The organism is Paraburkholderia sp. LEh10 (assembly GCF_017814945.1).
Taxonomy (GTDB): domain Bacteria; phylum Pseudomonadota; class Gammaproteobacteria; order Burkholderiales; family Burkholderiaceae; genus Paraburkholderia.
Genome location: NZ_JAGIPX010000016.1, coordinates 102,567 through 114,462 on the forward strand (window position 1 = coordinate 102,567; position 11,896 = coordinate 114,462).

Annotated in this window: 8 protein-coding genes and 2 riboswitches; all 8 genes read right to left on the bottom strand. The window is 64.9% G+C overall.

From position 1 onward, the window contains the following. Positions 1–269: 269 nt before the first annotated feature. The gene (locus J8I87_RS15905; RefSeq protein ID WP_209932407.1) at positions 270–1,970 is read right to left on the bottom strand and encodes a thiamine pyrophosphate-binding protein; all 1,701 of its coding nucleotides are present in this window, start codon (positions 1,968–1,970) and stop codon (positions 270–272) included. A gap of 77 nt (positions 1,971–2,047) precedes the next feature. Beyond that, positions 2,048–3,436, bottom strand: a complete 1,389-nt coding sequence (locus tag J8I87_RS15910) for an L-serine ammonia-lyase (RefSeq protein WP_209932409.1) — start codon at positions 3,434–3,436, stop codon at positions 2,048–2,050. Positions 3,437–3,520: 84 nt separating this feature from the next. Beyond that, complete coding sequence (locus J8I87_RS15915) at positions 3,521–4,666, bottom strand: alginate lyase family protein (RefSeq protein WP_209932410.1); 1,146 nt, start codon at positions 4,664–4,666, stop codon at positions 3,521–3,523. A 151-nt stretch (positions 4,667–4,817) separates the two neighbouring features. Beyond that, positions 4,818–7,748: an aminomethyl-transferring glycine dehydrogenase gene (gene gcvP / locus J8I87_RS15920; protein ID WP_209932412.1), complete on the bottom strand. Its 2,931-nt coding sequence runs from the start codon at positions 7,746–7,748 to the stop codon at positions 4,818–4,820. A 65-nt stretch (positions 7,749–7,813) separates the two neighbouring features. After that, positions 7,814–8,194, bottom strand: coding sequence for a glycine cleavage system protein GcvH (gene gcvH / locus J8I87_RS15925; RefSeq protein ID WP_209932414.1), 381 nt, complete (start codon positions 8,192–8,194; stop codon positions 7,814–7,816). A 95-nt stretch (positions 8,195–8,289) separates the two neighbouring features. Continuing rightward, on the bottom strand, positions 8,290–9,411 hold the full coding sequence (gene gcvT, locus J8I87_RS15930; RefSeq protein ID WP_209932416.1) for a glycine cleavage system aminomethyltransferase GcvT: 1,122 nt from the start codon (positions 9,409–9,411) through the stop codon (positions 8,290–8,292). Positions 9,412–9,499: 88 nt separating this feature from the next. After that, a riboswitch (glycine riboswitch) is annotated at positions 9,500–9,642 on the bottom strand. A gap of 50 nt (positions 9,643–9,692) precedes the next feature. Beyond that, positions 9,693–9,804: riboswitch (glycine riboswitch) on the bottom strand. Positions 9,805–9,993: 189 nt separating this feature from the next. Further along, positions 9,994–10,350 carry a hypothetical protein gene (locus J8I87_RS15935; protein WP_209932417.1) on the bottom strand — a complete coding sequence of 119 codons (357 nt, stop codon included), beginning with the start codon at positions 10,348–10,350 and terminating at the stop codon, positions 9,994–9,996. A 206-nt stretch (positions 10,351–10,556) separates the two neighbouring features. Further along, complete coding sequence (locus tag J8I87_RS15940; protein WP_209932419.1) at positions 10,557–11,606, bottom strand: oxidoreductase; 1,050 nt, start codon at positions 11,604–11,606, stop codon at positions 10,557–10,559. Between the last annotated feature and the right edge of the window lie 290 nt (positions 11,607–11,896).

Here is an 11,896-nt window from a genome sequence, read left to right on the forward strand (position 1 = left end):
GCTTGAGCGCTGCTGCGTTTTTTTGTGAAGCCTCGTGGGGTATTTGCTCTGCGAGGCTTTTGTTTTTTGTCTGTCCGCGACGCTTTTGATTCTGGTTGTTCGGGCCTGGCGGCGTCATCCGCGTTGCGCCTTCACGGGGCGGGCGTTGCCCCTGTGCGGGGCCAAAAGAAAGCAGCTCACGGGAGCGTCCTGACGTCAATCCACGGGTTCTCGACGGTCCGGGTGATGCGTGTGCGCAGCACGTGACGCGAGCTGCGCACCTTCTTCTTTTACTCCCCTCGCAGTTTTTTCCCCTGCTCGCGGATTTGCGCCAGCGTCGCGCCCGGCGTGCTTGCTTCCTGTATCAGGCGGACTTCGATCACGGCCGGGCGCTTCGACTCCTGCGCGCGCTTGAACGCGGGCATGAAGTCTTCTGTGCGCTCCACCAGTTCGCCGTGTGCGCCGAACGACTTCGCGAAGGCGGCGAAGTCAGGGTTCGTCAGCCCCGTTCCATAGACGCGGTTCGGATAGTGCCGCTCCTGATGCATCCGGATCGTGCCGTAGTGGCTATTGTTCACGACAATGAAAATCACCGGCAGGTTGTATTGCATCGCCGTGGCGATCTCCGGCGATGACATCATGAAGCAGCCGTCACCTGCGAAGGCCACCACCGTTCTGTCCGGATACATCGATTTCGCCGCGATCGCCGCAGGCACGCCGTAGCCCATCGCGCCGCTCGTCGGTGCAAGCTGCGAACGGAAGTGGCGGTACGCGAAGTGACGGTGCAGCCACGTCGCGTAGTTGCCTGCGCCGTTCGTCAGGATCGCGTCCTTCGGCAAGTGCTCGCGCAGTTGCAGCATGATCTCGCCAAGCTGCACGTCGCCCGGAATCTTGCGCGGCTTGCGCCATTCGAGGTACGCGTCGTGCGCTTCTTTTGCCGTGCCCTCCCAGGCGAGCTTCGTCGATGGCTTCAGCGCCGCGAGCATCGACGCGATCTCCGGCATGCCGGAGACGATTGGCAGATCGGCGGCGTAGACGCGGCCCAGTTCTTCCGCACCCTGGTGAACGTGGATCAGCGTCTGCTTCGTTTTCGGAATGTCGAGCAGCGTGTAGCCGCCCGTCGTCGCTTCGCCGAGTCGCGGGCCCAGTGCGAGCAGCAGGTCCGCATCCTGGATACGCCGGGCGAGCGCCGGATTGATGCCGAGGCCCACGTCGCCCGCGTAGTTCGGGTGCTCGTTGTCGAGCGTGTCCTGGAAGCGAAATGCGAGGCCGATCGGAAGCTGCCAGTTCTCGACGAACGTGCGCAGGTCTTCGCACGCTTGCGGCGTCCAGCCGCTGCCGCCTGCAATCATCATCGGCTTTTTCGCGTCTTCGAGCAGTCCGCGCAGACGTTCGATCTGCTGCGGCGCCGGTGCCGCGGCCACCCGCTGATAGGCAGGCGCGCCGGGCACGCTCGCGCATGCGTCGCTCAGCACATCTTCCGGCAACGACAGCACGACAGGGCCGGGACGCCCCGATGTCGCCGTGTGGAACGCGTGGCTCATGTACTCGGGAATGCGGCGCGGGTCGTCGATCTGCGCGACCCACTTGGCCATCTGTCCGAACATACGTCGATAGTCGATTTCCTGGAACGCCTCGCGGTCCAGATGCTCGCGCGCACATTGACCGATCAGCAGGATCATCGGCGTGGAGTCCTGAAACGCTGTGTGCACGCCAATCGATGCGTGCGTCGCGCCCGGGCCGCGCGTGACGATCGCCACACCGGGACGGCCCGTCAGCTTGCCGACGGCTTCGGCCATGTTGGCCGCCGCCGCCTCGTGACGGCACACGACCGTCTGAATGCGCGAGGTCTCGTCGTGCAGCGAATCGAGCACCGCCAGAAAACTTTCGCCGGGCACGCAGAACACGCGCTCGACGCCATGCGTCAACAGCGCGTCGACCATGAGCCGCGCGCCAGTAGTCATAGATGAAGCATCGGAAGACAGCGACATTGCGAAGACACCTCCAGTCAGAAGAGCTTCGACAGCTTACGCCGAGACCCTCCCAGGTGTCATTCGTAAAAGCGGCATCAACATTCGATGATGTTCACGGCCAGCCCGCCGCGCGACGTTTCCTTGTACTTGGTCTTCATGTCCGCGCCCGTTTCGCGCATCGTCTTGATGACGGAGTCGAGCGATACGTAGTGGCTGCCGTCGCCGCGCAGCGCCATGCGCGCAGCGTTGACCGCCTTCACCGACGCCATTGCGTTGCGCTCGATGCACGGAATCTGCACCATTCCGCCGACGGGGTCGCAGGTGAGGCCCAGGTTGTGCTCCATGCCGATCTCGGCCGCATTCTCGACCTGCAGCGGCGTACCGCCCATCACGGCCGCGAGTGCGCCCGCCGCCATCGAACACGCGACGCCCACCTCGCCCTGGCATCCCACTTCGGCCCCGGAAATCGACGCGTTCAGCTTGTACAAAATGCCGATGGCGGCCGCGGTCATCAGGAAGTCGAGCACGCCTTGCTGGTTCGCGTTCGGCATGAAGCGCGTGTAATAGTGCAGCACGGCGGGAATGATGCCCGCCGCGCCGTTGGTCGGCGCGGTGACCACGCGGCCGCCGGCCGCGTTCTCTTCATTGACTGCAATCGCGTACAGATTGATCCAGTCGACCATCGACAGCGGGTCCTGCAACGCGCGCTCCGGATTGCCCGTCAGCGCGCGATACAGTTGCGGCGCGCGGCGCTTCACCTGGAACGGGCCGGGCAGATTGCCGTCCGCGCCGGGATTGTTGATGCCGCAGCCGCGCGCGACGCACGATTGCATCACGTCCCAGATCTTCAGCAGGCCCGTGCGCGTTTCTTCTTCCGTGTGCCACGCGCGCTCGTTCTCCCACATCAGTTGCGCGATGGACTTGCCCGTCGCTTTGCACATCTCCAGCAGTTCGGCGCCCGAGCGGAACGGATGCGGCAGTTGATCGACAGCCGCAAGCACCTTGGTATTCGGTGCGCCCGCCGTCACGACGAAGCCGCCGCCCACGGACAGAAAGGTCGATTCACGCAGCGTTTCACCGTTCGCGTCGAATGCGCGCAGCTTGAGACCGTTCGGATGTTCGGGCAGCGCCTGCCGGTAGAACGAAATGTTTTCCTTCTGCACGAACGGGATATCGTGCTTGCCGAGCAGCGCGAGCTTGCGGGACGTGCGGACCTGTTCGAGGCGAGACGCGATCGTGTCGGGATCGACGGTATCGGGGGCATCGCCGAGCAGGCCGAGCATGACGCCGCGATCGGTGCCGTGGCCCTTGCCTGTCGCGCCGAGCGAGCCGTACAGATCGACTTTCACCGACGCCGTGTTCTCGAGCAGCCCGTCGCGCTCGAGCCCTTGCGCGAACATCAGCGCCGCGCGCATGGGACCGACGGTATGCGAACTCGACGGACCGATACCGATTTTGAAGAGATCGAAAACGCTGACTGCCATCACTGCTCCTGCTAGTAGAAATTCACTTGTGCTGCACTGCGCGGATAGCGCGGCAGCCCATTACGCTTGATGCTCGGCGCGTGATCAACGCGCCGGCAACGGCAGACACACGGCGAGCCACGCGGGCGGCGCCGGTGCCAGTTTGCGCGCGACGGGCGTGTAGCGCCCGTCGAGCCGCGCGGCGAGGTGATACAACTCGGCCGCATTTTTCGGATCCCACTGTCCACTATAGCCGGGCAAACCGGCTTCACGGCGTTTTGCATCGAATGGCTCGGCTGAACGTACGAATTCCTCGTGCGTCTTCTCACCCGTCGCGTACGGCGTGAGCCAGTTCAGCGCGACGGCGAGCGTCGCGCCGCTCGGCGCGCGTTCGTTCAGCCAGTTGCGGTTGTGGCGGCGCGCCGCGAGCGCGGCCGTCACGAGCGGCTGAAGATCGTACGTGACATAGTGCAGCGCATCGCGCTCGCCGAAATCGACGGTCGTGCCATCGGGCGCGATGTTGTCGTCGATGTGCTCGACGTACAGGCGCTGCGCGGCCTCGATCATCTTGCGGTTGTCGAGCGTGAACGCCGCCATCGCGATCAGCTTGACCCGGTGACTCTGCCAGTTGTTGCGGAACGAGCCTGTCAACGGGCGCTTTTGCGCGTCGATCTGCGCGATGTAGCCGTTGGCGAGCTTCGTCAGAAAGGCCATCGTCGCGTTGCGCGTCTTCACGGGCAGCGCGCTCGCGGTCATGTCATAGGCGAGGATCAGCCCTTCGAACGGCGTCTCGTCGATCGGATTGAACGACGGCTCGTAGGTCGTCACCCATGCGTACAGCAGCCGGTCGACGAACTTCAGATAGCGGTCGTCGCTCGTCGCGCGCCATGAGAGCGCCGCATCGCGCAACAGGTCGAGGTCTTGCTCCGCTTCCTTGCTCTGGTCGTAAATGCCTTCGTGGGGCAGCGTGCCTTCCGTATGCAATCGACGCACGGCATGCGCCGGGTCGTTCAGGTGCGCCTGGACATTGCTCACCAATGCCTTCACGCCGGGATCAGCGTTGGTGCGCTCGCTGGTTTGCAGTGCGGGCGCGGCACAGAGGTTCATGGCGGCGTGGGCGGTCTGCATGCTCTGTGCGCAAATGGCAGCGGCCGCGATCAAAAGCGCGGGAAGCGGCAAGACGAAAAAGCGCTGTTGCTGCGCACGCGTACGATGTGTCCGGGACTGCATCATTCGCACCTGTCGCACCATGCGAAACTCCTTCGTTGGGCTGATTCGGTGTGAGATGGTAACGGTTTGACGCGCCAAGCGACAGAACTGCAAGAAAGAACCGCGCGTCGCTGGGCAACGCGACGCGCGGTTCACACTACTTCAACATAACAACTGTGCGATGCACCCGACCTTACTGGTAATCCGCCACGGGCACGCACGAGCAGAACAGATTGCGGTCGCCGTACGCGTTATCAGCACGGCCAACGGGCGGCCAGTACTTCTTCGCGACGAGCGACGGCAGTGGATACGCCGCCGTTTCACGCGCATACGCATGCGGCCATTCGTTCGCGACGACGACCGCCGCCGTGTGCGGCGCGTGCTTGAGCGGGTTGTCCTCGCGATCGCTGCGGCCTTCCTCGACGTCGCGGATTTCGTTGCGAATCGCGATCATCGCTTCGATGAAGCGATCCAGCTCTTCCTTCGATTCCGATTCCGTCGGCTCGACCATCAGCGTGCCCGGCACCGGGAAGCTCATCGTCGGCGCGTGGAAGCCGTAGTCCATCAGGCGCTTCGCGACGTCGTCGACGCTGATGCCGCTCGTTTCCTTGATGGGACGCAGATCGAGGATGCACTCGTGCGCGACCAGTCCGCCCGGGCCCGCGTACAGCACCGGGTAATGCGGCGCGAGCTTGTTCGCAACGTAGTTCGCGTTGAGGATCGCCGTTTCCGTGGCGGCCGTCAGGTTCTTCGCGCCCATCATCGCGATGTACATCCACGAGATCGGCAGGATCGACGCCGAGCCATACGGCGCAGCGGACACAGCGCCGATGCCGTTGGCGTCGCGCTCATAGCCCGTCGACGTCTGGTTCGGCAGGAACTTCGCGAGATGCGCACCGACAGCAACAGGACCGACGCCCGGTCCGCCGCCGCCGTGCGGAATGCAGAACGTCTTGTGCAGATTCAGGTGCGAGACGTCACCGCCGAACTGGCCCGGCGCGGTGAGGCCGACCATCGCGTTCATGTTCGCGCCGTCCACGTACACCTGGCCGCCGTGCCCATGTACGATCTCGCAGATTTCGCGGACGTTCTGCTCGAATACGCCGTGCGTCGACGGATACGTGATCATGATCGCCGCGAGCTTGTCGGCGTGTTGCGCGGCCTTCTTCTTCAGGTCTTCGATATCGACGTTGCCTTGCGCATCGCACGCGACGACGACGACCTGCATGCCCGCCATCTGCGCCGACGCCGGGTTCGTGCCATGCGCCGAAGCCGGGATCAGACACACGTTGCGATGACCTTCGCCGCGCGACTCGTGATACGCGTGAATGATCAGCAAGCCCGCGTATTCGCCTTGCGAGCCCGCGTTCGGCTGCAGCGACACGGCCGCATAGCCGGTTGCGGCGACCAGCATCTGCTCGAGCTGGTCGATCATTTCGCGGTAGCCGACGGTTTGCTGGGCGGGTGCGAACGGGTGGATCTGACCGAACTCGGGCCACGTGACGGGCAGCATTTCCGACGTCGCGTTGAGCTTCATCGTGCACGAGCCGAGCGGGATCATCGAGCGGTCGAGCGCGAGGTCTTTATCCGAGAGGCTGCGCAGATAGCGCAGCATTTCCGTTTCCGAATGATGGCGGTTGAACACGTGATGCGTCAGATACGCGCTTTCGCGTTCGAGCGTCGCCGGGAATGTGTTTGCCTGACCGAGCTGCGCGTCGAGTTCATCGATCTGCGGCACGGCGTCGACGAACGCAGCTTGCGCGAACGCGGCGAGCAGATCGGCGAGATCGGCGCGCGTCGTGGTTTCGTCGAGCGAAATGCCGACCCGCGTGTCGCTCACGCGGCGCAGGTTGAAGCGTCGTGCGGTCGCTGCGTCGTGCAGCGCTTGCGTGCGTGCGCCCGTTTCGAACGTGAGCGTGTCGAAGAACGACTCGTTGACGAGCGTGTAGCCGAGTTGCTTTGCGCCGACGGCCAGCAGCGCGGCGATCCGGTTCACGCGCTGCGCGATCATCTTGAGGCCGCGCGGGCCGTGATAGACGGCGTACATGCTGGCCATGATCGCGAGCAGCGCCTGCGCGGTGCAGACATTCGACGTCGCCTTTTCGCGGCGGATGTGCTGTTCGCGCGTTTGCAGCGCGAGACGCAGCGCGGGATTGCCTTGCGCATCGACGGTCACGCCGACGAGACGCCCCGGCATCTGACGCTTGAACTCGTCGCGCACGGCGAGATACGCAGCGTGCGGGCCGCCGAAGCCGACGGGCACGCCGAAACGCTGCGAGTTGCCGACGGCCACGTCCGCGCCCCATTCGCCCGGCGGCGTGAGCAGGGTGAGCGCGAGCAGATCGGCGGCGGCGACCACGTGGCCGCCCGCGGCGTGGATCGCATCAGCGAGCGCGCGGTAGTCGCGCACATCGCCGTTGACGCCCGGATATTGCAGCAGCACGCCAAACGCGTTCGACGTCGCCGCATCGGCAGCCGGGCCGACCTTCACTTCGATGCCGACGGGCTTCGCGCGCGTCTTCATGACTTCGATGGTTTGCGGCAGCACGTCGTCTGCCACGTAGAAGATGTTCGACTTCGGCTTGCCGACGCGTTGCAGCAGCGTCATCGCTTCGGCTGCGGCCGTCGCTTCGTCGAGCAGCGACGCATTCGAGATCGCGAGACCCGTCAGGTCGACGATCATCTGCTGATAGTTCAGCAGCGCCTCCAGCCGGCCCTGCGAGATTTCCGGCTGATACGGCGTGTACGCCGTGTACCACGCCGGATTTTCGAGCACGTTGCGCAGGATGACGGCGGGCGTGTGCGCGTTGTAGTAGCCCTGGCCGATGTACGAGCGGAACACCTGGTTCTTGTCCGCGAGTTCGCGCAGGGCTGCGAGCGCTTCGGCTTCGCTCTTCGGTTGCGCGAAGGGGCCGAGCGGCAGCGCGTCCTGGCGGCGGATCGACTTCGGAATCACCGCGTCCATCAGCGCGGCGCGCGATGCGAAGCCGAGGGCTTCGAGCATCGACTGCTGATCGGCCGCGTCCGGGCCGATATGCCGTTCGGCGAAGGCATCGTGCACTTCGAGCGCGGCGAGCGAGAGGGGAGTGCGGTTCATCAGACGATCCGGGTGTTCGAGCTTCATTGAGTGTTCCTGCCGGCGCGGCGTTCGTGTCCGCGAAGCCGCCGCGCCCGTGGTGGGTAAATGGCTTATTCGCCGATCGATTTGCCGTAGGCCGCGGCGTCCATCAGACGATCCTGCGATGCGCCCGCAGCCGGCTTGATCTTGAACAGCCAGTTGTCGTACGGCGCGCTGTTCACGGAGTCCGGCGTATCGCCGACGCTCGTGTTGGCCTCGATGATTTCGCCCGACACGGGCGCGTAAATATCTGAAGCGGCCTTCACTGATTCGATGACGGCGACGGTATCGCCCGCCGAGACGGTTTGGCCCAGTTGCTGCACTTCGAAGAAGACGATGTCGCCGAGCGCTTCCTGCGCGTGGTCGGTGATACCGACCGTCAGCGTGCCGTCCGCTTCGGTGCGGACCCATTCGTGCGATTCGGTGTATTTCAGATCGGCCGGGATGCTCATCGGATGCTCCTAAACGGTGTGATTCGGTTTGACTTAAATGGTGGGACGCACGCGACGATTTTGTGACTGTGTCGTGACGCTTATCGTGTGATCGATCAGCCGACGAGCACTTTGCCGTTGCGCACGAATGGCAGTTTAACCACGCTGGCGGGAAGTGCCTTGTCACGTATCTGGACATGCACGACGTCGCCCGGCTGCACGCCCTTCGGTACGCGCGCGAACGCAATCGATTCCTGCATGGTCGGCGAGAACGTGCCGCTCGTGATTTCGCCTTCGCCGTTCGGCGTGACGACGACCTTCTGATGCGCGCGCAGCACGCCCGCTGCCTTGCCGTTGTCCTTGTGCAGGATCAGGCCGACGAACGTCGCTTGCGCGCCTTTTTCTTCGAGCTTCGCGCGCCCAATGAAATCGCGCGGCGCGGACAGATCGACGGTCCATGCGAGTCCGGCGTCGAGCGGCGAGACGTTGTCGTCCATGTCCTGGCCGTACAGGTTCATGCCCGCTTCGAGACGCAGCGTGTCGCGCGCGCCGAGACCGGCGGGCCGCACACCTTGCGCCTGCAGCGCGTTCCACAGCGCTTCGACGTGAGCGGCGGGAACGATGATTTCGAAGCCGTCTTCGCCCGTGTAGCCGGTGCGCGCGACGGTCAGCTCGCCAAACGGCGTATCGGCGACACGCGCCGCGTTGAACGGCTTGAGGCCTTCGCTGGCGGCGCGGGCGGCGGGCACCGTCGCCCAGACTTTTTCACGCGCATTCGGGCCTTGCACGGCGACGATCGCGTAGTCGCGGCGCGGCGTGATGGTCAGGCCGAAGCCTTGTTCGTCATTGAGCTTGTTGAACCACGCGACGTCTTTATCCGCCGTGCCGGCATTCACGACGACGCGGAAATGATCTTCGGCGAAGTAATAGACGATCAGATCGTCGATCACGCCGCCTTCGGGGTTGAGCAGGCACGAGTAGAGGGCTTTGCCCGGCGTCTGCAGCTTGCCGACGTTGTTGGCCAGCGCGCGCTCGAAGAAAGCACGCACGCGCTCGCCCGTGAAGTCGACGACGCACATATGGGACACGTCGAACATGCCGGCGTCGGTGCGAACGGCGCGATGCTCTTCGATCTGCGAGCCATAATTGACGGGCATGTCCCAGCCGCCGAAATCGACCATGCGGGCATTCAGCGCGCGGTGCGTGGCGTGGAGCGGGGTGTGTTTGAGTTCGGTCATCGGGGCCTCGGGCGTCGCTTAACAGGAAAGGCCATGCGGCGAAACCCCTCGCGGCCTGATCCCACTTTGGGCCAACGAGCGATAACTGCATGCCCCCTCTGTCCTCGATACCTGAGAGATTGCGCTGCCGTCAGCGAGTGCTGGCGGGCGTGGCGCGCGCCCCTTCGGTGGGCAGCCTGCGCGTGCCCGATTCGTGCACTAGCGCTACTGCCGCTCTCCAGAGTGCGAAAAACGCTCGCTCATTCGTATGTGGTCATTGTGACCGGATGACAAGCGGGTTTTTCGACGCGTTCGGTCCTTTTGCCTGAGAGTTTGCGGGTGTGCCCCTTCGGCGGCGCTGGCTGCTGCGAAAGCTGGACGACAGCAGGCGGCGCGCTCTCCCGACGCGTGCGGCGAATGTACGCGAGGCCCGGAGGCTTGTCAAATAAAGGTTTCGACTCCTTGCAGCGCCTGCGTCCGGAGCTTCCCGCGACAAAAACGTCCGGCTTAACGGCTCATTCGTGCGACACCGGCTCGCCGGAAAAAGGCGCGAAAAGCGCAGCGCCCGCACAGGAGCCGCGCTTTCGGGCAAAGCCGCGCTAATCAGCGGTTGATCGCCGCCGACGCCGTATCCAGTTCCTGATTCAGAACACGCTGTTCGTCGCCCGTGAGGCCGCCGCCGTGCTGCGCGGCCATGTCGTGGGCTTCCTGGCGGATCGTATCGAGCCGGCGATGCAGCGCGCTGCCTTCGGGCGGCGGATAGGCGCCCTGGCTCACGCGCGCATCGATGCGGCGGCCCATCATGTCGATACGGCCGCCGACCTGTTCGAGACGGTGCACGGCCATGTCGTGCGGATTCGGCGCGGGATGCGGCCGGGCCGTCTGCTGCGGCGCAGTCACGCACGCGGCCAGCGACGAAACCAGCGCACAGCAGGCGAGCGCGCGGGCGATTCGTTGCATGGAGTTCTCCTTGTGTCGAAAGATGCCGGTTCGGTACGCAAAGTAACGCTCATCCGGCGACGCGGGATGGCGCGTCGCCGGCGCGGCTGCGCATCCGTCGATGACCGGCAGGCGAGTGGTGGGAAGGCTTCTGCTTCGCGCAAAAGCCACTGAAGCGCTCGAAGGCGCGCAACGAGCACCGGCAAACCACAAACGCGATCCGACCCTCAGGCGCCGGGCCGGAACGGCAAACGCACGCCTTCCTGCTCGCTGCGATTCGCGAGTTCGATGATCGCCATCACGTCCACGGCGTCCTGTGCGCTGACGGGGAACGGTGCGCCGTCGCGGATCGATGCTGCCAGCGCGCGGTAGAAGTCGGCATAGACGCCATCGCGCGTCGGCAGTTCGCGCTCGACTTCCTGCTCACCTTCCAGCACGCGCAGCGTGCCCGCGTCGTTGCCGCCCCCAAAACCGGCATCGCCGGGGCGCAAGCCCGCCTTCAGCTGGTCTTCCTGCGTATCGAGGCCGTATTTCAGATAGCTGCCGCGCGTGCCGTGGATCGTGAAGCGCGGCGCGACAATCGCCGTCAGCGCGCTAGCGTGCAGCACCACTTCATGATTTGCGTAGCCGAGCAGCAGATGCACGTAGTCCGCGGCGCTCGCATTGTCGCGATACGCCTTGACCGTTGCGTAGACCGTGTCGGGCGTGCCGAACAGCGTCAGCGCCTGATCGATCAGATGCGGGCCGAGGTCGAACAGCAGACCGCCGCCGCGCGACGCCTCTTCGCGCCAGCGCTGCCGGATGCCCGGACGAAAGCGGTCGAAGTGCGATTCGAAATGCGTGATGCGGCCCAGCTCACCGCTTGCGATCAGCTCGCGCACGGTCATGAAATCGCCGTCCCAGCGGCGGTTGTGGAACGGCGCGAACAACAGTCCCTTGCTTTGCGCGAGATCGGCGAGCGTGCGGGCGTCGGCGGCGCAGAGCGTGACGGGCTTGTCCACGACCACGTGCTTGCCCGCTTCGAGCGTGCGGCGCGCGAGGTCGAAGTGCGTGTCGTTGGGCGTCGCGATCACGACGCATTCGATGTCCGCAAGCGCGAGCAGCGCGTCGATGTCGGCGACGATCCGCGCGTTCGGATAGTCGGCGTGCGCCTTGTCCCGTTGTCCGGTGGCGATCGCGGCGACATGCGCGCGTCCGCAGTGCTCGATCACCGGCGCGTGAAAGGTGGCGCCGGCAAAGCCGTAGCCCATCAAGCCAATTTTCAGCGATGAAGACATGCGTGTTTCCTGCAAAAGCGGCGCGCCGCGGGGGCGGCGCGCAACGCCGCAATTGTGGCACGGAGGCGCCTCGCGTCGCGGCGAAGCGCTGCGGCGCGCGCTTGTCCGAATGGCATAAGCAGGGGCATTGGCGGGAGCATTCGTGTTAACATCGCGGCTCTCACGCGAACGGCAAAAAGCGCATGGAATCAATTGCGTGCCAGTTGCGTGCGTCGGTTGCGTATGTCGGTTGCCGCAGGCGCGGCGGGTGGTCCGGCGAGGCGCCGCGCACGCGCCGCACGATGCACGCG

Coding starts and splice junctions, on each gene's coding strand:
- J8I87_RS15905 (WP_209932407.1), bottom strand. CDS start 1,970: ATGTCGCTGTCTTCCGATGCTTCATCTATGACTACTGGCGCGCGGCTC.
- J8I87_RS15910 (WP_209932409.1), bottom strand. CDS start 3,436: ATGGCAGTCAGCGTTTTCGATCTCTTCAAAATCGGTATCGGTCCGTCG.
- J8I87_RS15915 (WP_209932410.1), bottom strand. CDS start 4,666: ATGGTGCGACAGGTGCGAATGATGCAGTCCCGGACACATCGTACGCGT.
- gcvP (WP_209932412.1), bottom strand. CDS start 7,748: ATGAAGCTCGAACACCCGGATCGTCTGATGAACCGCACTCCCCTCTCG.
- gcvH (WP_209932414.1), bottom strand. CDS start 8,194: ATGAGCATCCCGGCCGATCTGAAATACACCGAATCGCACGAATGGGTC.
- gcvT (WP_209932416.1), bottom strand. CDS start 9,411: ATGACCGAACTCAAACACACCCCGCTCCACGCCACGCACCGCGCGCTG.
- J8I87_RS15935 (WP_209932417.1), bottom strand. CDS start 10,350: ATGCAACGAATCGCCCGCGCGCTCGCCTGCTGTGCGCTGGTTTCGTCG.
- J8I87_RS15940 (WP_209932419.1), bottom strand. CDS start 11,606: ATGTCTTCATCGCTGAAAATTGGCTTGATGGGCTACGGCTTTGCCGGC.